Source organism: Xanthomonas sp. PPL134 (genome assembly GCF_040595915.1).
Classification (GTDB): Bacteria; Pseudomonadota; Gammaproteobacteria; order Xanthomonadales; family Xanthomonadaceae; genus Xanthomonas_A; species Xanthomonas_A indica.
The window spans coordinates 398,892-419,110 of the sequence record NZ_JAMDLL010000001.1 but is presented as its reverse complement, the minus strand read 5'-3'; the positions used below and the strand labels follow the sequence as shown (position 1 = coordinate 419,110).

At 69.4% G+C, this 20,219-nt stretch carries 17 protein-coding genes; 3 read left to right on the top strand and 14 right to left on the bottom strand.

What is annotated here, in order from left to right:
* Positions 1-37 precede the first annotated feature (37 nt).
* Complete coding sequence (gene rlmD / locus M3U25_RS01855; RefSeq protein ID WP_355495516.1) at positions 38-1,384, bottom strand: 23S rRNA (uracil(1939)-C(5))-methyltransferase RlmD; 1,347 nt, start codon at positions 1,382-1,384, stop codon at positions 38-40.
* A 150-nt stretch (positions 1,385-1,534) separates the two neighbouring features.
* Between rlmD and M3U25_RS01850 the strand changes: the two genes are divergently transcribed.
* Together M3U25_RS01850 and M3U25_RS01845 are read left to right on the top strand one after the other, a co-directional pair.
* Positions 1,535-2,245 (top strand): response regulator, encoded by a 711-nt coding sequence (locus tag M3U25_RS01850; RefSeq protein ID WP_355495520.1) that lies wholly within the window; start codon positions 1,535-1,537, stop codon positions 2,243-2,245.
* Between the two features lie 278 nt (positions 2,246-2,523).
* Positions 2,524-4,704: a TonB-dependent siderophore receptor gene (locus M3U25_RS01845; protein WP_355495523.1), complete on the top strand. Its 2,181-nt coding sequence runs from the start codon at positions 2,524-2,526 to the stop codon at positions 4,702-4,704.
* 284 nt (positions 4,705-4,988) lie between these two features.
* On the opposite strand, the gene recO is transcribed toward M3U25_RS01845, so the two are convergent.
* The 9 genes from recO to rpoE all read right to left on the bottom strand — a co-directional run bounded on the left by recO (position 4,989) and on the right by rpoE (position 14,123).
* Positions 4,989-5,846 (bottom strand): DNA repair protein RecO, encoded by an 858-nt coding sequence (recO, locus tag M3U25_RS01840; RefSeq protein WP_242156547.1) that lies wholly within the window; start codon positions 5,844-5,846, stop codon positions 4,989-4,991.
* A gap of 227 nt (positions 5,847-6,073) precedes the next feature.
* Entirely contained in the window at positions 6,074-6,979 is a 906-nt protein-coding gene (gene era, locus M3U25_RS01835; protein WP_010340598.1) for a GTPase Era, read from the bottom strand.
* Positions 6,976-7,656 (bottom strand): ribonuclease III, encoded by a 681-nt coding sequence (gene rnc / locus M3U25_RS01830; RefSeq protein ID WP_355495528.1) that lies wholly within the window; start codon positions 7,654-7,656, stop codon positions 6,976-6,978. The genes era and rnc overlap by 4 nt, the downstream gene beginning before the upstream one ends.
* Entirely contained in the window at positions 7,646-8,023 is a 378-nt protein-coding gene (locus M3U25_RS01825) for a DUF4845 domain-containing protein (protein WP_355495531.1), read from the bottom strand. The genes rnc and M3U25_RS01825 overlap by 11 nt, the downstream gene beginning before the upstream one ends.
* Before the next feature lie 20 nt (positions 8,024-8,043).
* Positions 8,044-8,844 (bottom strand): signal peptidase I, encoded by an 801-nt coding sequence (lepB, locus tag M3U25_RS01820; protein WP_242156546.1) that lies wholly within the window; start codon positions 8,842-8,844, stop codon positions 8,044-8,046.
* A 101-nt stretch (positions 8,845-8,945) separates the two neighbouring features.
* A complete protein-coding gene (gene lepA / locus M3U25_RS01815; RefSeq protein ID WP_017917407.1) occupies positions 8,946-10,736 on the bottom strand; it encodes a translation elongation factor 4 in 1,791 nt (596 codons plus the stop codon).
* A 173-nt stretch (positions 10,737-10,909) separates the two neighbouring features.
* Positions 10,910-12,442, bottom strand: coding sequence for a DegQ family serine endoprotease (locus M3U25_RS01810; RefSeq protein WP_355495535.1), 1,533 nt, complete (start codon positions 12,440-12,442; stop codon positions 10,910-10,912).
* A 98-nt stretch (positions 12,443-12,540) separates the two neighbouring features.
* Positions 12,541-13,506 (bottom strand): RseA family anti-sigma factor, encoded by a 966-nt coding sequence (locus M3U25_RS01805; protein WP_355495538.1) that lies wholly within the window; start codon positions 13,504-13,506, stop codon positions 12,541-12,543.
* Positions 13,503-14,123, bottom strand: coding sequence for an RNA polymerase sigma factor RpoE (rpoE, locus tag M3U25_RS01800; protein WP_160948332.1), 621 nt, complete (start codon positions 14,121-14,123; stop codon positions 13,503-13,505). The genes M3U25_RS01805 and rpoE overlap by 4 nt, the downstream gene beginning before the upstream one ends.
* Before the next feature lie 239 nt (positions 14,124-14,362).
* On the opposite strand from rpoE, the gene M3U25_RS01795 reads away from it, so the two are divergent.
* Positions 14,363-16,426, top strand: coding sequence for a 3-hydroxyacyl-CoA dehydrogenase NAD-binding domain-containing protein (locus M3U25_RS01795; protein WP_355495542.1), 2,064 nt, complete (start codon positions 14,363-14,365; stop codon positions 16,424-16,426).
* A gap of 272 nt (positions 16,427-16,698) precedes the next feature.
* Here M3U25_RS01795 and M3U25_RS01790 read toward each other — a convergent pair whose 3' ends face one another.
* The 4 genes from M3U25_RS01790 to M3U25_RS01775 all read right to left on the bottom strand — a co-directional run bounded on the left by M3U25_RS01790 (position 16,699) and on the right by M3U25_RS01775 (position 20,201).
* Positions 16,699-17,712 carry a cation diffusion facilitator family transporter gene (locus M3U25_RS01790; RefSeq protein WP_355495545.1) on the bottom strand — a complete coding sequence of 338 codons (1,014 nt, stop codon included), beginning with the start codon at positions 17,710-17,712 and terminating at the stop codon, positions 16,699-16,701.
* 67 nt (positions 17,713-17,779) lie between these two features.
* Complete coding sequence (locus M3U25_RS01785; protein ID WP_355495548.1) at positions 17,780-18,973, bottom strand: zinc-dependent alcohol dehydrogenase; 1,194 nt, start codon at positions 18,971-18,973, stop codon at positions 17,780-17,782.
* Between the two features lie 9 nt (positions 18,974-18,982).
* A complete protein-coding gene (locus tag M3U25_RS01780) occupies positions 18,983-19,516 on the bottom strand; it encodes a hypothetical protein (protein WP_355495551.1) in 534 nt (177 codons plus the stop codon).
* 73 nt (positions 19,517-19,589) lie between these two features.
* Positions 19,590-20,201 carry a DUF4142 domain-containing protein gene (locus M3U25_RS01775; protein WP_355496342.1) on the bottom strand — a complete coding sequence of 204 codons (612 nt, stop codon included), beginning with the start codon at positions 20,199-20,201 and terminating at the stop codon, positions 19,590-19,592.
* Positions 20,202-20,219 lie beyond the last annotated feature (18 nt).

Here is a 20,219-nt window from a genome sequence, read left to right as displayed (position 1 = left end):
AAGCTTAAACCCGCGCGCGTGCCGCTGTGACGAATCCCTACTCCCGATTCCCCATTCCCGGCTTTTCGAACACCGCAATGCTCTCCACATGCGCGGTATGCGGGAACATGTCCATCGCGCCGGCGGCCTTGAGTACGAAACCCTGGTCGTTGACCAGGTAACCGGCGTCGCGCGCCAGCGAGCCGGGATGGCAGCTGACGTAGACGATGCGCTGGAACTGCTTCAGCGGCAGTTGCTGCAGCACTTCCAGCGCGCCGGAGCGCGGCGGGTCCAGCAGCAGCTTGTCGAAGCCCTGGCGCATCCACGGCGCCTGGCGCTGGTCCTGGGTCAGGTCGGCGGCGAAGAACTGGGCGTTGTCCAGGCCGTTGCGCTGCGCGTTTTCCCGCGCGCGTGCCACCAGCCCGGCGTCGCCTTCCACGCCGACCACCTCGCGCACGGTGCGCGCCAGCGGCAGGGTGAAGTTGCCCAGGCCGCAGAACAGGTCCAGCACCCGGTCGCCAGGCTGCGCGTCGAGCAGCGCCAGCGCGTGCGCGATCATCTTCTCGTTGAGCGCGGCATTGACCTGGATGAAGTCCAGCGGCCGGAACGCCAGTTCCACGTCCCACTGCGGCAGCCGGAACGACAGCGGCACCTCCTGCGGATACAGCGGGTGCACGCTGTCCACGCCACCGGGCTGCAGGAAGATGGCGAAATCGTGTTCCTGGGCGAAGGCGATCAGCGCGTCCTGGTCGCGCGCGCTCAGCGGCTGCATGTGCCGGAAGGTCAGCGCCACCGCGGCGTCGCCGGCGATGAACTCGATCTGCGGGATATCGCGCTTGCCGTCCAGGCTTTCGACCAGCTCCGCCAGCACGCTCACCTTGAAGCCGATCTGCGGGATCACCGTATGGCAGACCGACAGGTCGGCGACGAAGCGCGGGTCCTGCTCGCGGAAGCCGACCAGGGTCTTGTCCTTCTTCTCCACCCGCCGCACCGAGAAACGGCCCTTGCGCCGGTAGCCCCAGGGCGCGCCGGTCAGCGCCGGCAGCACCGCCTGCGGGGTCACGTGGCCGATACGCTCCAGGTTTTCGGTCAGCACCCGCTGCTTGGCGACGATCTGCTGGTCCTCGGCCAGGTGCTGCAGCACGCAGCCGGCGCAGACCCCGAAATGTGGGCAGCGCGGCGTCACCCGCTGCGGCGAGGCCTGCAGCACCTGCACGGTGCGCGCCTCGTCGAAGTGGCGGTTGCGCGCGGTGGGTTCGGCCAGGACGGTCTCGCCGGGCAGCGCGCCGGCGACGAAGGCGACCTTGTCGCCCTCGCGGCGGGCCACGCCGCGGCCGTCGTGGCTGAGGTCGGCGATGTCGGTCTGGAAGGGCGTGCGGTCGAGACGGTTTCTGGATCGGGCCACGTGGCAACAGGCTGCGGGCGGAAAAGGGCGGCCATTGTCGCAGATGGACCGGGCCGGGACCGGCTTGCGATTGCCGCGCCGGCGAGGCAAAGTGGCGCGACGCACGCGCGCCGCCGCGCGGGATGCGACCACGCCGCATGGAGGCTCAGCATGGCATCGACCCAGGATCCGGTAACGCGACTGCTGCTCGTCGAAGACGACCCGATCAGCCGCGCCTTCTTCGACGCGACCCTGCAGGCGTTGCCGGCGCACGTGGACCTGGCCGACTCCGTCGCCAGCGCCCTCGCCCGCGCGCAGACGCAGGCGCACGACCTGTGGCTGATCGACGCCAACCTGCCCGACGGCAGCGGCAGCGAGTTGCTGCACGAGTTGCAGCGGCAACGCCCTGGCACCCTGGGGCTGGCCCATACCGCCGATGCCAGCGCCACGCTTCGCGCCCAGCTGCTCGACGCCGGGTTCGCCGACGTCCTGCTCAAGCCGCTCAGCACCGAGCGCCTGCGGCAGTCGGTACGCCGGCTACTGGCGCGCGGCCGCCTCGGCGGCGCACCCGGTACCGCCGAGCCGACCCTGGACTGGGACGAGACCACCGCGCTGGCTGCGCTCAATGGCGAGCGCGCGCACCTGATCGCCCTGCGCGAATTGTTCCTGGCCGAACTGCCCGGCACCCGCGACGCGGTCGCCTCGGCCCTGCAGCTCAGCGACGACCAGGCCGTACGCAGCCACCTGCACCGGCTGCAGGCCAGCTGCGGCTTCGTCGGCGCCGCCCGCCTGGCGCGCGCCGTGCGCCAGTTGCACGGCGACCCGACCTCCTCGCAGGCCCGCCACCAGTTCAGCGAGGCGGTGGCGGCGTTGTTGCACTGACGGCTGGGATTGGGGATTGGGGATTGGGGATGGCGCTCGATCTTCTGCGCGAGGCGGCGTAGACGCGGCGTCGGTCGCGACCGGCGCGTCGGACGCTGCCTCGCGATCCTGGCCTGGGCCACTCTCGTCCCCCACCTCCCGTCACGGATCCCGTACTGCACTGGCGCCCGTGACGGCCAAGTTGCAAATGAGATTCTTTATCAACTAAATTAACGCCCCGACGACATCTTCGGACCAGCCATCGCCCCGTCCGGTCACTACTGCAACAGGGGCATCGCATGTTTCAGACTTCACTCCACCGGCAAGCGCCGGCGATGGGCCTGCTGGCCCGCGCCTTGCTGGCCGCCCTCGTGGCCGCCACGTCCACCTCGGCCAACGCCCAGGACACCGCCACCGACGACGACACCCGCGGTGCCCAGCCACCGGCCGATGCCACGCAACTGGACACGGTCATGGTCAAGGGCCAGCGGCTCAGCCTGGACCTGCAGCAGGATGCGGCGGTCGGCGCGCTGGGCACGTCCCGCCTGCTGGACACGCCGTTCTCGGTGGCGCTGGTCGAAGAACCCGAGATCGCGCGGCGCCAGGCCACCACGCTGGGGCAGATCTTCATCAACGATCCGTCGGTGTTCGCCGCCGAGCCGCCGGCCAGCACCAACTGGTGGGGCACGCAGATCCGCGGCATCGAGGTGCGCAATTTCTACGTCGACGGCGTGCCGATGCTGATGGAATGGGGCGGCGAGTTCCCGCTGGAAGCGGTGCAGTCGGTGCAGGCGCTGAAGGGCCTGGGCGGCTTCATGTACGGCTTCGGCACGCCCGGCGGCATCGTCAGCTACCAGACCAAGCGCCCCACCGACACCGCGCTGCTGGCCACCACCTTCGGCTATCGCAACGACAGCGCATTCTCGGCCCAGCTCGACGCCGGCGGGCGCGCCAACGGGCCGGACTCCTTCGGGTACCGTCTCAACGGCGGCATCGAACGCGGCGATGCCTACAACGGCGCCGGCATCGACCGGAAGACGCTGGCGCTGGCGGTCGAGCAACCGATCGCCGAGAACCTGACCTGGCATGCGGAAGTGGTGCACGAGCGCAACACGCTCGAGCACGAACCGCTGTACTTCTACTGGGACAGCTACGACGGCGCGCACCTGCCGCGACCGACCAACGACTACGCCAAGATCCGCGTCGACGGCGCCTATTACAGGACCGCCCTGCTGCACGCGACCACCGGCCTGAACTGGCGCATCGACGAACGCTGGAGCGCGGCGCTGAGCCTGGGCGGCAGCCGCCGCCGGCACGAATCGCACAAGACGTTCGGCAACCTGCTCAATGAAGCCGGCGACTACGATGGCGTGGTCTACGACTTCGCCGGAGTGCTGCGCAACAGCGTGGCGCAACTGCTGGTCACCGGCCACGCAGACACCGGCCCGATCGCGCACACGCTGGTGTTCGGCGCCTCGGTGCAGCGCCAATGGGATCAATGGAGCAAGGCGTTCTCCTGGAGCCAGGAGTTCACCGGCAACCTCTACCGCCAGCAGACCTACCGCCCGACCCGCCGCCCGGACTACAGCCTGGCGCCGGTCAGCGCGGACCTGCGCCAGAAGGCGGTGTTCGTCAGCGACACCATGCAGTTCGGCGAGCACTGGCGGGCCATCCTCGGCGCGCGCCACGTGGACTATCAGCAGCGCGATCTGGATGGCGACGCGGCCGTGGACAGCGGTTACCGCACCTCGGTGACGACCCCGACCGTCGCGCTGATCTACAAACCCATCGACGACATCTCGCTCTACGCCAGCTACGTGGAAGCACTGGAACCGGGCAGCCGCGTGGGGAGCGATGCGGTGCCCGCCTATGCCAATGCCGGCAGCGTGCTGCAACCGACGGTGAGCAAGCAGTACGAGTTGGGCGCCAAGTGGCAGAGCGGACGCTTCGCCCTGACCACCGCCGCGTTCCGCATCGAACGCGGCGCCCAGATCGACGCCTACCGCGACGGCCAGCGCTACCTGACCCAGGACGGCCTGACCCTGTATCGCGGGCTGGAAGTGATCGGCAGCGTCGGCGTGACCGACGATCTGGAACTGGGCGTCGGCGGACTGTGGATGGACCCGCGTCTGGAGGATCTGTCGCCGGACAACGCGGCCCTGCGCGGCAACCGCCCGGCCGGCGCCGCACGCCGGCAACTGCTGGCCAATGCCACCTGGCGCGTACCGGGCGTGCGTGGCCTGAGCCTGCACGGCAACGTGCGCTACTCCGGCGACGCGTATTACGAGGATCAGAACCGCGTGCTCATCCCCGGGCACACCGTCGCCGCGGCGGGCTTCCAGTACGCCACCACGCTGGGCGGCTACGACGCGCTGCTGACCGGCAACCTCAACAATCTGTTCGATCGCAGCTACTGGAACCAGCACACGCTGGGCGAGGCGCGCAATGCCGCGCTGAGCCTGCGGATCGATTGGCGCTGAGCGGCTGCCTGCCGCGGCTGTCGCTGCGCGCGGCCGCAACAGCAGCGCGGCACTCACGCGTGGACGCCGCCGATCACGATGAAGCGGCGTTACGGAAACGGCTCTTTTTCCCTTCTGCGAGCTTGGCTGCGCCGGGCGTTGCCAGGAACGCCCGTCGCGGCTGATCCCGCAAAAGGGGACAAGAGCCGCTCCTACGAACTACCCGCCTCCGGTTGAGGTGCGGCCGACGCAGGCGCACGCTGGCACCGTCGTGCCGACTGCCCGGCGCTGCCGATCCGACGCCATCACGATGCCGCGGACGGCGGCGACCGAAGCGGCGCCTCCGGCGTGGACGCCAACGTCGAATCGGCCTGCGCATCCAGCTCCGCGTCCGCCTCCGGCGTCGCCACGGTCACTGCCGACTCCGCCGCGGTGGCGGCGGCGCTGCGCTGCCGCGCCAGGTCCTCGACCATTTCCCACGACTTCAGGCCACGCCCGCCGAGGTGGTGCAGCAGCACCACGCGCATGCCGCGGCGCAGGCCGGGTAGATCCTCGGCGACCGGTTCGGCGTCGTCGGCCAGGGCCAGCAGGGCGCGCCCGGTCGCCATCCCGCTGCGCTGGTCGTGGCCGCGGTCGCTCAACAACCGGCGCGGTCCGTGCTCGGCGTCGAGCACATAGCGCGCGGCCGGGTCGATCGGCTCGCCGTCGCCGTCGTGGCGTAGGTCGAAGCCCACGCCCAGCGCCTCCAGCAGGTCGCGTTCGAAGCAGCGCAGCGACCAGGCCAGCGGCGCCTCGGCCGCCAGCCGCGCCCGCACCCGCGCGTAGGCCAGGTACAGGTCCGGCGCCGGATCGTCGCGCGGCGCCAGGCGCAGGGTCAGTTCGTTGATGTAGAAGCCGGCCAGCATCGCCTCGCCGCTGAGCCGCGGTGCCGTGTCCACGGCCTCGGCCGCGCGCAGTTGCGCCAGTTCGCCGCGGCGCTGCGCGCTGAAGCGGATCGACTGCAGCGGCTGCAGCGCCGCGCGCAAGGCCTGCTTTTTCGGCCCCTGCACGCCGCGCGCCAGCACGCCGAGCCGGCCGTGGTGCACGCTCAGCACCTCCACCAGCAGGCTGGTCTCGCGCCAGGGCCGCGCATGCAGGACGAAACCGGGTTCGTGCTCGATCAAGGCGGTGGGAGCTGGGAATGGGGAGTAGGGAATGGGGAATCGGAAGGCAGGCCCGAATCATTGCCGAGCGATCCGATGAAAAGGCGGCTTTTCCGGCAGGAGCAGCTTCAGCGGCGATGGAGGTTACCGGGAAAACAGGTCGCGGCTGAAGCCGCTCCTACACATACCACGATTGCCTGGGACACGCGGAAATCCGATTCCCGATTCCCGATTCACCATTCCCGGCGTTATTCCCCGTACCCGAACGCCTTCAGCGCCGCCTCGTCGTCGGACCAGCCCTCGCGCACGCGCACCCAGGTCTCCAGGAACACCTTGGCGCCGAACAGGCGCTCCATCTGCTGGCGGGCCTTGGCGCCGATGTCCTTCAGGCGGGTGCCGCCCTTGCCGATCACGATGGCTTTCTGGCCTTCGCGCTCGACCCAGATCACCGCACCGATGCGCAGCAGCGCGCCGTCCTCGGCGAAGCGTTCGATCTCCACGGTGGTCGCGTACGGCAGTTCCTCGCCGAGCTGGCGCATCAACTGCTCGCGCACCAGTTCGCCGGCCAGGAAGCGCTGGCTGCGGTCGGTGATCTCGTCCTCGCCGAACATCGGCGGCGCTTCCGGCACCAAGGCCAGCAGGTCGCGCACCAGCGCCTCCAGGCCCTTGCGCTTGAGCGCGGAGATCGGGTGCACCGCGGCGAAGCTGCGGCCCTCGCTGACCTGCTGCAGGAACGGCAGCAGCGCGGTCTTGTCCTTGAGCCGGTCGACCTTGTTGACCACCAGCACCACCGGAATGCCGGCGTCGCTGAGCACGTTGAACGCCAGCGTGTCCTCTTCGTCCCAACGCCCAGCCTCGATCACCAGCAGGCCGGCGTCCACGCCTTCCAGCGAGCCGCGCGCGGCGCGGTTCATCACCCGGTTCATGGCGCGCTTCTGCTCGCGGTGCAGGCCCGGGGTATCGACCAGCAGCAACTGGCCGGCCGGGAAGCTGGCGATGCCCAGCAGCCGGTGCCGGGTGGTCTGCGGCCGGTTGGAGACGATGCTGACCTTGGCGCCCACCAGGGCGTTGGTCAGGGTGGACTTGCCCACGTTGGGGCGGCCGATCACGGCCACGCTGCCGCTGCGGTAAGGGGGGGTGGCTTGCTCGTTCACTTGCTCGAATCCAGTTGCTCGATGGCGGCGGCGGCGGCCTGCTGCTCGGCCAGGCGCCGCGAGGTGCCCTCGCCCTCGGTCACCAGGGCGGGCTCGGCGAGTACGCAGCGTACCCGGAATAGTTTGGCGTGGTCGTCGCCGGTCTCGCTGATCAGTTCGTAGGCCGGCAGGCTCCGCTGCCGGGCCTGCAGCCATTCCTGCAGGCGGGTCTTGGCGTCCTTCTCCACCTTGCCGACCGGCAGCGCCGCCAGCGCGGCCTCGAACCAGGGCAGGATCGTGGCGCGGCAGGTCTCGAAGCCGGCATCCAGATAGATCGCCGCGACCACGGCCTCCACCGCATCGGCCAGGATCGAGTCGCGGCGATGGCCGCCGGACTTCATCTCGCCCGGCCCCAGGGTCAGGCGTTCGCCCAGCTCCAGCTGCCGGCCGATCGCGGCCAGCGAGGCCTCGCGCACCAGCTCGGCGCGGGCGCGGGTCAGCGCGCCTTCGTCGGCCTTGGGCCAGCGCTGGTACAGCGCCTCGGCGATCAGCAGGTTGACGATGCCGTCGCCGAGGAACTCCAGGCGTTCGTTGTGCGGCGCACCGGCGCTGCGATGGGTCAGCGCCTGCGCCAGCAACTGCGGCTCGGCGAAGCGGTGACCGATGCGGTCACCGCGCAGGATGGTCTTACTGGGCACCACGCGTCGTCAGGTCCTGGGTGGCGTCGAACTTGCCGACCACGTCCAGATTGGCGATCAGCGGGCGGCGCACTTCGTAGGCCACGTGCATCTTCACCCCGGTATCGGTGCGCTCGAAGGTGACGTCGCTCGGCTTCACGTTGTCCGAGTTGTTGATGTCCAGGCGCCGGAACAGCGAGGCCTTGGCCTGCGACGGGTCCATCTCGGCGCTGCCGGCTTCCGTCGCCAGGCCCTTCATCGCCGAGCGCACCGCATAGAACTCCATGTACATCGGGAACAGCTTCATGCCGATGTAGACGAAGAATCCGACCACCGCCAGCACGATCACGAACGAGGTCAAGGTCATGCCACTTTGCTTGTGCTTCATCGCGCTTCCCCTCACGCAAGTCACTGAATGGTCGTTCCGATCCGCGACGGATCGAAACTGCCGCTGCAGAACCACCCTTCGCAATTGAGCCAGATCAGGAACGCCTTGCCGCGCAGGTTCTCCTCGGGCAGGAAATGGGTCTGGGTCCAGAACCGGCTGTCCTCGCTGTTGTCGCGATTATCGCCCATCACGAAGTACTTGCCCGGCGGCACCACCCAGTCGCCCTGGCCGGCCGGATTGTTGCGGTCGATCCATTCCAGTTCGGTGTGGGGACGGCCCGGCAGGTATTCGGTGAGCAGCGTGGCGCCGGTCATTTCCGCGCCCTTGCCCTTGCCGACGTACTCGCCCATCACCTTGTACTTCATCGGCGTGCCGTTGATGTACAGGGTGTCGCCGTGGAAGCCGATGCGGTCGCCCGGCAGGCCGATCACGCGCTTGATCCAGTTCTCGTCCGGCTTGTGCGGCGGCTTGAACACCACCACGTCGCCGCGCTTGGGCTCGCCGACCGGAATGATCTTCTGGTTGGTGATCGGCAGGCGGAAGCCGTAGGAGAACTTGTTGACCAGGATGAAATCGCCGACCAGCAGGTTCGGCATCATCGAGCTGGATGGGATCTTGTACGGCTCGGCGATGAAGCTGCGCAGGATCAGCACCACCGCCAGCACCGGGAAGAACGCCCGCGAGTAGTCCACCAGCACCGGCTCGGCGTCCAGCAACCCGGCCCGCGCGGCACGGCGCTTGGCGAAGAACAGCTTGTCCAGCAGGGTGATGATGCCGGTGGCGAAGGTCAGGACCACCAGCGCGATTTCAAACCATTTCATTCGTATTCCTTTGGAATGGGAATCGGGAATGGAGAATGGGAAATCGGGAAGGCAAGAGCATGCGCTCCTTCCATTCCCCATTCCCGATTCACGATTCCCAGCTACTTGTCCATCTGCAGTACAGCCAGGAAGGCTTCCTGCGGGATTTCCACGCGGCCGACCTGCTTCATGCGCTTCTTGCCTTCTTTCTGCTTTTCCAACAGCTTCTTCTTGCGCGAGACGTCGCCACCATAGCACTTGGCCAGCACGTTCTTGCGCATCGCCTTGACCGTGGTGCGGGCGATGATCTGCGAGCCGATCGCGGCCTGGATCGCCACGTCGAACATCTGCCGCGGGATCAGGTCCTTCATCTTCTCGCACAGCTCGCGGCCGCGGCGATCGGCGTGGCTGCGGTGCGCGATCAGCGACAGCGCATCGACCTTGTCGCCGTTGATCAGCACGTCCACGCGCACGAACGGGCCGGCGTCGAAGCGCACGAAGTGGTAGTCCAGCGAGGCGTAGCCGCGGCTGACCGACTTGAGCTTGTCGAAGAAGTCCAGCACCACCTCGGCCATCGGCAGTTCGTAGCTGATCTGCACCTGGCTGCCCAGGTAGTTGATGCCGATCTGGCTGCCGCGCTTTTCCTCGCAGAGCTTGATGATGTTGCCGATGTATTCCTCGGGGGTGAGGATGTTGGCGCGGATGATCGGCTCGCGGATCTCCTCGACCATGTTCACCGGCGGCAGCTTGGCCGGGTTGTCCATGCTGATGATGCTGCCGTCGGTCTTCAGCACCTCGTAGACCACGGTCGGCGCGGTGCTGATCAGGTCCAGGTTGTACTCGCGCTCCAGGCGCTCCTGCACGATCTCCATGTGCAGCATGCCGAGGAAGCCGCAGCGGAAGCCGAAGCCCATCGCCTCGGAGCTTTCCGGCTCGAAGCGCAGCGCCGCGTCGTTCAGGCGCAGCTTGTCCAGCGCCTCGCGCAGGTTGGTGTAGTCCTCGGCATCGACCGGGAACAGACCGGCGAACACGCGCGGCTGCATTTCCTGGAAGCCGGGCAGCGGCTTGCTGGCCGGGTCGCCGGCCAGGGTCAGGGTGTCGCCGACCGGCGCGCCGTGCACGTCCTTGATGCTGGCGGTGACCCAGCCCACCTCGCCCGCGCGCAGCGCCGGCAGCACCTTGCGCTTGGGCGTGAACACGCCGACGTTGTCGACCTGGTGGGTGCGGCCGGTGGACATCACCAGCAGCTTGTCGCCGGCCTTGATCTCGCCCTGCATCACCCGCACCAGCGAGACCACGCCCAGGTAGTTGTCGAACCAGGAGTCGATGATCAGCGCCTGCAGCTTGTCGGTGTCGCGCGGCACCGGCGGCGGGATGCGCTGCACGATCGCCTCCAGCACGTCGCGCACGTTCAGCCCGGTCTTGGCGCTGACCGCGACCGCGTCGGTGGCGTCGATGCCGATCACCGCCTCGATCTCGGCCTTGGCGCGGTCGATGTCGGCGGTGGGCAGGTCGATCTTGTTCAGCACCGGCACCACTTCCAGGCCCTGCTCCACCGCGGTGTAGCAGTTGGCCACCGACTGCGCTTCCACGCCCTGCGCCGCGTCCACCACCAGCAGCGCGCCTTCGCAGGCGGCCAGCGAGCGGCTGACCTCGTAGGAGAAGTCGACGTGGCCGGGGGTGTCGATGAAGTTCAGGTGGTAGACCTGCCCGTCCTGCGCGGTGTACGGCAGCGACACGGACTGGGCCTTGATGGTGATGCCGCGTTCGCGCTCGATCGGGTTGGAGTCGAGCACCTGCGCTTCCATCTCGCGCGCCTGCAGGCCGCCGCAGAGTTGGATGATGCGATCGGCCAGGGTCGATTTGCCGTGGTCGACGTGGGCGATGATGGAGAAGTTGCGGATGTTCCGCATCGAATCAGAGGACATGAGGTGGGCGGCGGCCAGGACCGTCGTCAGGATAACGGGCCATTATCGCATGGCCGGCGGCCGCTGGTGACGGCCGCCGGATTCGCCCCTGGCCCCGGGCGCCGACCCGGCTGGATCGGCACCGGGGATGGCGCCCGGCCACGGCCGGGCGCCCGGGATCAGCCGCCGGCGCGTACCGCGACGAAGCTGGTGGTGTCGCGGACGCGGATCAGCAGCATCACCACGTCACCCTTCTTGTAGGCGCTCAGCTGCTGGTTCAGGGCCGCCACGCTGCCGACCGGGGTGCGCCCGACCTGCAGGATCACCATGCCCGGGACCAGCTGCGCGTCGCGCGCGGCGCGGCCGGTCACCGCGGTGATGCGCACGCCCTTGCCCGGCTCCACGCCCAGTTGCTGGCGGGTGGCGGCGTCCAGATCCGCCACGTCGATGCCGAGCAGCGCGTTGGCCCCGGTGGCCGGGGCGGCGTTGTCGCCCACCACCGGACCGGCGTTGGGCTGGGCGTCGTCGGCCAGCGCGGTCAACTGCACGGTCAGCTCGCGCGGCTTGCCGTCGCGCAGGATGCCCAGGCGCACCTTGGCGCCCGGCTGCATCGCGCCGATCATCGGCGGCAGGTCACTGGAGGCGCCGATCTCGGTGCCGTTGACCGTGCGGATCACATCGCCCACTTCCAGCCCGGCCTTGGCCGCCGGGCTGCCCTGGACCAATTGGTTGACCAGCGCGCCGCGCGTATCCGGCAGACCCAGGCCCTGCGCCTTCAGCGAATCGATGGCGCCGACCATTACCCCGAGCTGGGCGCGGGTGACCTTGCCGGTCTTCTTGATCTGCTCGACCGCGCTCATCGCCAGGTCGATCGGGATCGCGAAGCTGATGCCCATGTAGCCGCCGGAGGCGGAGAAGATCTGCGAGTTGATGCCGACCACTTCGCCGCGGGTGTTGAGCAGCGGGCCGCCGGAATTGCCCTGGTTGATCGCCACGTCGGTCTGGATGAACGGCACGTAGCGCTGGTCGGCGTAAGGGTTGCTGCGACCGGTGGCGCTGACGATGCCGGCGGTGACCGAGTGGTCCAGGCCGAACGGCGAGCCGATCGCCACCACCCACTGGCCGGGCTTGAGCAGGTTGGAGTCGCCGATGCGCACCGTCGGCAGGTTCTTGCCGTCGATCTTCAGCAGCGCCACGTCGTACTGCTGGTCGCTGCCGACCACCTTGGCGGTGAACTCGCGGCGATCGGTGAGCTTGACCTTGACCTCGCTGGCACCGTCGACCACGTGGTGGTTGGTCAGCACGTAGCCGTCGGGCGAGATGATGAAGCCCGAGCCCATCGAGCGGCCCGCGGGACCATCGTCATCCGGCGCGCCGCCGCGCGGCTGCCCGGGCATCCCCGGCATGCCCTCCGGACCGAAGAAGCGGCGGAAGAACTCGGGGATCTGGTCGTCGTCGGGCATGCCGCCGCCGGAGCGCGCGGCCGCGGCGCGGCGGCTGATGGTGGTCTCGACATTGACCACGCCCGGCCCGACCTGCTCGACCAGCCGGGTGAAATCGGGAAGGTTGCCGACCAGTTGCGGTGCCGGCGCGGACTGCGCGGCCGGCGGCGTGGCGCTGGCGGCGCTGGGGCTGGGCTGCTGCGCGCAGGCGGCCAGCGGCACGGTCAGCGCCAGCAGGCCCAACAGATTGTGGCGGATACGGTGAGTCATCGGACGCGAGCCTCCGGTTCGGGAAGGGGAAGAACGAGGGGACGAAGCAACGGGGACCACGCGCCGGGTCGAAGCAGGACGCCTGCCGGCGCGCGGGGTCAGGGCTGCTGCTGCGGCGGCGGGTTGGCCACGGCGTCGGCAGGCAATCGGGGTTCGAACGGATAGAACGCCGCCGGGTCTGCGCCGCTGCGCGGGAAGCTGGCAGTGAAGGCGCTGCCGGCATCGGCGGCCGGCAGCGTCGAGCGCGGCCACGGCCGGGCCTGCAGCGGCGCGGCCGGATGCCCGAACGGATCGCTGGCGCGTTGCGCGACCATCGTCGGAGGCACGACCGGCGCCACGAACGGCGTCTGCGCGGGCGTCTTGGCTTGCGGCTTGGTGGGCGCCGCCGCGGCATAGGCGCGCTCGGCCGGGGCGCTGCGGGGCCGCGCGGCCTGCTCGCTGCGCGCGGCCTCGCGTCGCGCCGCCGCCTCCTGCCGGCGGTTGGCCGCGATCGCCATCGCCGGCGCCGCCGCGACGGCCGCGGCGAGGTCGCCCTGCGGATCGGCCGGCGCCGGCGCCGGTGCGGGCGTCGGGACCTGCGGCGTGGTGGCGACAGGCGCCGGTGTCGGCGCGGTGGCATCGGCCACCTGCGCCGGCGTCAGCGCTTCGGGGGTCTGCGGCAGGCGCTGGGTCACGAACAGGGCCAGCAGGGCAACCGAGGCGGCCAGGGCCGCACTGCCGCCCCAGCGCCAGGTGCGGCGCTTGCCGGCCGCGCTGGCCACTTGGGCGCGCGCGGCCTGCTGCACTTCGGCGGCCACCGCCTGGCGCACGCGGGCGCTGAAATCGCTAGGCGCCGGCACGCTGACGCGCCCGCGCAGGATGTCGCCGCACAGCTGCCAGCGCTCGTGGCAGCCGGACAGCTCCTCGTCGTGCTGCAGCCGGCGCAGCACGAAGCGCGCTTCGTCGGCCGGCAGTTCGCCGTCGATCAGGGCGGACAATTGCTGCCGGTAGTGCAGCTCGAACTTGTCCGGCGCTGCGCTGTCGGGCGCCGGCACTGGCTTGGGAAAGGGCGTGCTATCGGTCATACGCGGTGTCGCTCACGGGTGGCGCTGTCGGTATCCAGCAGGGGACGGAGTTCGGCGTCGATGGCCTCGCGGGCGCGGAAGATCCGCGAACGCACGGTGCCGATCGGGCAGCCCATCTTCTGCGCGATGTCCTCGTAGCTCATGCCCTCCACCTCGCGCAGGGTGATGGCGGTGCGCAATTCTTCCGGCAAGGCGTCGACCGCCTTCATTACCGTGCGTTCCAGCTCCTGGCGCATCAGTTCGCGCTCGGGCGTGTCGGTGTCGCGCAGCCGGGTGCCGCTGTCGAACTGCTCGGCATCGAGCACGTCGACATCGTCGGTGGGCGGCCTGCGGTTGTGCGCGACCAGGTAGTTCTTGGCGGTGTTCACGGCGATCCGGTGCAACCATGTAGAGAACTGGGCGTCGCCACGGAAGCTCCCCATCGCGCGGTAGGCGCGGATGAAGGTGTCCTGGGCCACGTCCTGACATTCGCTCCAGTCGGCGATGTAGCGCCCGATCAGGCCGACGATCCGATGCTGGTACTTGCGCACCAGCACATCGAACGCCGCGCTCTCGCCGCGCTGCACACGCCGGACCAGTTCCAGGTCCAGCTCCTGAGGTGTTTCGACATCGGCCATAGCGGGCCGCACTCCTGTCAGCCCAACCTACGTCGGACCCTCTGACCGCCAATTCGGAAAAAAGTTCAGCGCCCCTCAGCGGATCGCCGCCCCACGACGTTAACCGGCGTTCCGTTAGGCTGGCGCAAGGCCAGCGGTCGCGGGACCCGCGTCAATCCCCTTGCATTGGGATTTGACGCGACGGAAACAACCTCTGGATGATAACGATCTTCTCCATACACAAGCGGATGGTCCTCCCCATGCTTTCAGGCTTCGACGGGCTCCGATTCAGTCACTGGCAAGCGGACATTCGCGGCGACGGCGTCGTCGTGCTCAGCCTCGACCGCCAGGACGCGCCCGTCAACGCGCTGTCGCAGGACGTGCTGCTGGAGCTGGGCGACCTGCTCGAGCGCATCGCCATCGATCCGCCCAAGGGCGTGGTGATCCGCTCGGCCAAGGACAACGGCTTCATCGCCGGCGCCGACCTCAAGGAGTTCCAGGAATTCGACCGCCGCGGCACCGTCAACGACGCCATCCGCCGCGGCCAGGCCACCTTCCAGAAACTGGCGGAACTGCCCTGCCCCACGGTGGCGGCGATCCACGGCTTCTGCATGGGCGGCGGCACCGAGATCGCCCTGGCCTGCCGCTACCGCGTGGCCTCCAGCGATGCGGCCACCCGCATCGGCCTGCCCGAGACCAAGCTCGGGATCTTCCCCGGCTGGGGCGGCAGCGCGCGCCTGCCGCGGCTGATCGGCGCGCCGGCGGCGATGGACCTGATGCTCACCGGGCGCACCGTGTCGGCCTCGGCGGCACGTGCGATGGGCCTGGTCGACAAGGTCGCCGCGCCGGCCGTGCTGACCGATACCGCGGTGGCGCTGGCGCTGTCCGGCACCGCCCGTCCCTTCAAGCAGCGCGCCACCGCCTGGGCCACCAACACCTGGCCGGCACGCAAGCTGTTGGCGCCGCAGATGCGCAAGCAGGTGGCGCGCAAGGCGCGCAAGGAGCACTACCCGGCGCCGTACGCGCTGATCGGCGTGTGGGAACGCAGCGGTGGCAGCGGCATCCAGGCGCGCCTGGATGCCGAACGCAAGGCCGTGGTCAAGCTGGCCAGCACCCCGACCGCGCGCAACCTGATCCGCATCTTCTTCCTCACCGAACGGCTCAAGGCGCTGGGCGGCAAGGCGCACGGCATCCGCCACGTGCATGTGGTCGGCGCCGGTGTGATGGGCGGCGACATCGCCGCCTGGTCGGCCTACAAGGGCTTCGAGGTGACCCTGCAGGACCGCGAGCAGCGCTTCATCGACGGTGCGCTGAGCCGCGCTGGCGAACTGTTCGCCAAGCGGGTCAAGGACGACAGCAAGCGTCCGGCGGTGGCGGCGCGGCTGAGGGGCGACCTGGCCGGCGACGGCGTGCCGACGGCCGACCTGGTGATCGAGGCGATCATCGAGAATCCGCAGGCCAAGCGCGAGTTGTACCAGGCGCTGGAACCGCGCATGCAGCCGAATGCGCTGCTCAGCACCAACACCTCCTCGATCCCGCTGACCGAGCTGCGCGAGCACATCCAGCGCCCGGCGCAGTTCGGCGGCCTGCACTACTTCAACCCGGTGGCGCAGATGCCGCTGGTGGAGATCGTCTGCCACGACGGCCTGGCGCCGGAGAACCAGAAGCGGCTGGCCGCGTTCTGCAAGGCGATCGACAAGCTGCCGGTGCCGGTCGCCGGCACCCCCGGCTTCCTGGTCAACCGCGTGCTGTTCCCGTACATGCTGGAAGCGGCCACCGCCTATGCCGAGGGCATTCCCGGGCCGGCCATCGACAAGGCCGCGGTCAAGTTCGGCATGCCGATGGGCCCGATCGAGTTGATCGACACCGTGGGCCTGGACGTGGCCGCCGGCGTCGGTGCCGAGCTGGCGCCGTTCCTGGGCCTGCCGATCCCGGCGGCGCTGCAGACCGTGGAGCCGGGCAAGCGCGGCAAGAAGGACGGCCAGGGCCTGTACACCTGGGAGAACAGCCGCGCCAAGAAGCCCGAACTGCCCAAGGACTACCACGCCCCGGACGACCTGGAAGACCGCCTGATCCTGCCGCTGCTCAACGAGGCGGTGGCCTGCCTGCACGAAGGCGTGGTCGCCGACGCCGACCTGCTCGATGCCGGCGTGATCTTCGGCACCGGCTTCGCCCCGTTCCGCGGCGGCCCGATCCAGCACATCCGCGCCGCCGGCGCCGACGTGTTGCTGGCACGCCTGCGCGCCCTGCAGGCGCGTTATGGCGAGCGCTTCGCGCCGCGCCCGGGCTGGGAGTCGCCGGCGCTGCGCGAACCGGTGGTCTGAGGCGCGCACAGATTCCGCGCAGGAGCGGCTTCAGCCACGACGGGCATGATCGAGAACGTCCATCGCGGCTGAAGCCGCTCCGACAAAAGACGGCGTTGCGGCGACGGGCCGCGCGCATGCGCATGATCCGGACATCGCGGCGGCCGTCGGCGCCAAGGCGCTCGCAGGAGCGGCTTCAGCCGCGACCGGCATTCCCGGTGCTCGACGGCTGCCACTCCGGAACGGCAAACGACCGCGGCGCCGGCAGGCGTGCCATCCAGCAACCGCGCCGTTTACGGGTGCGAGTGGCCATGCGCATGGCCATGCCCGTGCGCGCGATGGCCATGGGCATGATCGTGTGCGTCATGACCCTGCCCGTGATGATCGTGACCACCGCCCTCGCCCGCCGCGGCCGGCGCGCCACACGGCGTGGCGCCGCAATGGCCGGCTTCCATCTGCAGGGTGATGTGATCGATGTCGAAACGCGCATGCAGGCCATCGCAGAGCGCGGCACGCAGTGCATCGGCGTCGGCACCCTCGGCCACCACCACGTGCGCGGTCAGCGCCGGCGTGCTGGAGGCCAGCGCCCATACGTGCAGGTCGTGCACACTGGCCACGCCGGGCGCCGCCTGCAGGTAGCCGCGCACCGCATCCAGGTCCACGCCCTTGGGCACGCCTTCCAGCAGCACGTTGATCGCCTCGCGCAGCAATACCCAGGTCCGCGGCAGCACCCACAGGCCGATCAGCACCGCCAGGATCGGATCGATCAGCTTCCAGCCGGTGACACGGATCGCCAGCGCGCCGACGATCACCGCGACCGAGCCGAGCATGTCGCTCCACACTTCCAGGTAGGCGCCCTTCATGTTGAGGCTCTCGCCGCTGCCGGCCTTGAGCAGGCGCATCGAGATCAGGTTGATCAGCAGGCCGAACGCGGCGATGCCGAGCATGCCGACGGTGGCGATCTCCTGCGGCTGGCGGAACCGCTGCACCGCCTCCCACAGGATGTAGCCGGCCACCACGAACAGCAGCGCGCCGTTGACCAACGCACCCAGCGCCTCCAGCCGCGCGTAGCCGTAGCTGCGTTTGGCATCGGGGGGGCGCCGGCTCAGCCGCACCGCGATCAAGGCGATCATCAGCGCCAGCGTGTCGGTGGCCATGTGCGCAGCGTCGGACAACAGCGCCAGGCTGTTGGTGACGAAGGCGCCGACCACTTCCACGACGAGGAACAGCGCGGTGAGGCCGAGCGCCCACCACAGGGGCTGCTCGTGACGGATCTCGGTGGGGGCGTGACTGTGATCGTGTCCCATGGGGCGACCGGGCGGCGATGCGGAGAAAGATGGCCGCTACCTTAGGCCGCCGCCAGCGCGGAGACTATTACACCTCCGCGGCGGCCGCCTGCCCCGGCACGAACACCGCACGGACGCAGCCGTCGTGCTTGTGCTTGAACAGGTCGTAGCCGCGCGCCGCCTCCTCCAGCGGCATCCGGTGCGTGGCCAGGAAGCGCGTCTTGAACGCGCCGCTGCGCGCCAGTTCCAGCAGGCGCGGCACGTAGTGCTGGCCGTGCTGCTGGGCGGTGCGTACGGTCAGCCCCTTGTTCATCACCGCACCGAGCGGGAACTTGTCCATCAGCCCGTACACGCCCAGGATCGATAGCGTGCCGCCCTTGCGGCAGGCCAGGATCGCCTCGCGCAACGCCTGGCCGCGGTCGGTATGCAGATGCAGCGCCTGCTTGACCCGGTCGTAGGCGTAGCCGAGGCCGGTGCCATGCGCCTCCATGCCGACTGCGTCGATGCACGCATCGGGTCCGCGCCCGCCGGTCATTTCGCGCAGCATCTCGACCACGCTGTCGACCGCGCTGTAATCGATCACCTCGTTGCCGAGCACGTCGCGCGCCAGCGCCAGCCGCTCGGGCAGGCGATCGATGGCGATGACCCGCTCGGCACCCAGCAGCCGCGCGCTCTGCTGCGCCATCAGCCCGACTCCGCCGCACCCCCACACCGCCACGGTCGCGCCGGGCTGGATGTTGCAGAAATCGGCGCCCATGAAGCCGGTGGGGCCGGCGTCGGACAGGAACAGCGCGTCCTCGTCGTCCACCTCCTCCGGGATGGCGAAGCAGCCGACGTCGGCATGCGGCACGCGGATGAAGTCCGCATGCGAGCCGGCGTAGCCGCCGAAGGCGTGGGTGTAGCCGTAGATGCCGGCGGTCGGATAGCCGAGCAGCGGCTCCTGCATCTCCCAGTTGGGGTTGGTGTTGTCGCACAGCGAGAATTCCTGGCGCCCGCAGTGCCAGCATTCGCCGCAGGAAATGAACGAGGGCACCACCACGCGCTGGCCGACGCGCAGGTTGCGCACCTGCGGTCCGACCTCGACCACTTCGCCCATGAATTCGTGGCCGATGATGTCGCCTTCGCGCATCGTCGGCAGGTAGCCGTCGATGAAATGCAGGTCCGAGCCGCAGGTGGTGCTGAGGCCGACCTTCAGGATGACATCGCGTGGGTTGACGATGCGTGGGTCGGGAACCGTTTCCACCCGCAGATCGTTGACGCCGTTCCAGCACAGTGCGCGCATGGCGGACTCCTAGTGTTCGTGGTGGTCGCGGCCGCGCGCGGACGGGTTGTCGCGCAACGTCGGCACTTCGCCGCACTCGATCCAGGCCTTGAACCGATGCAACACCTTGCCGACCAGTGCATCCGGGGCGGCGCCGACCAACTTGGCCACGGCCTGGGCGACGATGCCGCCCTCGACGCGGTACTCCACCGCCAGGGTGGTTTCGCAGCCGAAGCCATCCGGTGCGGCACGCACGCTCAGCGTGGTCTGCAGATGCAGACCGTGCTCGCCGCTGCCCACATAGCTGACCGACTCGCCAAGACAGGCCTCGCCGCGCCGGCACTCCAGTTCGAGGTGGCGCTCCAACGGCAGGCACAAGCGCCATTGCGAGGCGTAACCATCGCCGGACTGCAGTTCGGCCAGGCCCGACAGCACCTGTTGCTGCACGCCGACATCGCACCAGGCATCGAGGATCTGATGCGGTTCGCCCAGAATGCTGAGGGTACGGACCAGGCGCGTGCCGTCCAGGGTGGCGGCCGCGTCGTTGACCGGGGATTCGCGCATGGGAAGGCTCCTGGCAGGACCGGAACGATCGCGATGCGGGTCACGGCGCGTCGGCCGCGACCCGCAGCGCAGCTCAGCGGGTGGACGCGGCCGGCGGCGTGCCGCCACTCTGCAACTGCTGCGCCTTGGCCAGGTGCTCGGCCACGTGCGTGCGCGTGGTGCGCAGGTGCGCGGCGACCTCCGGGGTCTTGGCGGCGGGGATCAGGGTGCTGTCGAGCATCTGCAGCGCCGCCTGGTGGTCCTTGACCATCGCCATCACGTAGGCTTGCGCGAAGCGGTCGCCATCCAGTGCCTGCAGCTTGCCGGCCTCGGCCTTGGCCTTCTGCATCTGCTGCTGCGCCGGTGCGGCCTTGGCATCGGGTCCCCACGGCGCGATCTTGGCGTTGTTGTCGGAGTGCTCCTTGACCATCTGCATGGCGTAGTCGCGCACCGGGCCCTTGACCTGTTTCTGCAAGGCCAGGTTGCCGGCGTTGATCTCGCTGGTATTGATCGCCGACAGCACGCCGAGCGCCTGCTTCTCGTTGAGCGCAGACGCGCGCGCGGCTTGCACGCCCTGCATGCCGGACGACGTCTGCGCCGCGGACGTCGACGGCGTTTGCTGTTGCATCGCGCCGGGATCGTGACCGCCGGCCTGGCCGGAGGGATCGGTCTGCGCATGAGCAAGGCCGACGCCGAGAACCGACATCAGCGCCAGGGAAAGACC

Excerpts from the sequence above, each read along its gene's own strand:
- M3U25_RS01850 (WP_355495520.1), top strand. The coding sequence starts at position 1,535 with ATGGCATCGACCCAGGATCCGGTAACGCGACTGCTGCTCGTCGAAGAC.
- M3U25_RS01845 (WP_355495523.1), top strand. The coding sequence starts at position 2,524 with ATGTTTCAGACTTCACTCCACCGGCAAGCGCCGGCGATGGGCCTGCTG.
- M3U25_RS01825 (WP_355495531.1), bottom strand. The coding sequence starts at position 8,023 with ATGAAGCACAAGCAAAGTGGCATGACCTTGACCTCGTTCGTGATCGTG.
- lepB (WP_242156546.1), bottom strand. The coding sequence starts at position 8,844 with ATGAAATGGTTTGAAATCGCGCTGGTGGTCCTGACCTTCGCCACCGGC.
- lepA (WP_017917407.1), bottom strand. The coding sequence starts at position 10,736 with ATGCGGAACATCCGCAACTTCTCCATCATCGCCCACGTCGACCACGGC.
- M3U25_RS01810 (WP_355495535.1), bottom strand. The coding sequence starts at position 12,442 with ATGACTCACCGTATCCGCCACAATCTGTTGGGCCTGCTGGCGCTGACC.
- M3U25_RS01805 (WP_355495538.1), bottom strand. The coding sequence starts at position 13,506 with ATGACCGATAGCACGCCCTTTCCCAAGCCAGTGCCGGCGCCCGACAGC.
- rpoE (WP_160948332.1), bottom strand. The coding sequence starts at position 14,123 with ATGGCCGATGTCGAAACACCTCAGGAGCTGGACCTGGAACTGGTCCGG.
- M3U25_RS01795 (WP_355495542.1), top strand. The coding sequence starts at position 14,363 with ATGCTTTCAGGCTTCGACGGGCTCCGATTCAGTCACTGGCAAGCGGAC.
- M3U25_RS01790 (WP_355495545.1), bottom strand. The coding sequence starts at position 17,712 with ATGGGACACGATCACAGTCACGCCCCCACCGAGATCCGTCACGAGCAG.
- M3U25_RS01785 (WP_355495548.1), bottom strand. The coding sequence starts at position 18,973 with ATGCGCGCACTGTGCTGGAACGGCGTCAACGATCTGCGGGTGGAAACG.
- M3U25_RS01780 (WP_355495551.1), bottom strand. The coding sequence starts at position 19,516 with ATGCGCGAATCCCCGGTCAACGACGCGGCCGCCACCCTGGACGGCACG.
- M3U25_RS01775 (WP_355496342.1), bottom strand. The coding sequence starts at position 20,201 with ATGTCGGTTCTCGGCGTCGGCCTTGCTCATGCGCAGACCGATCCCTCC.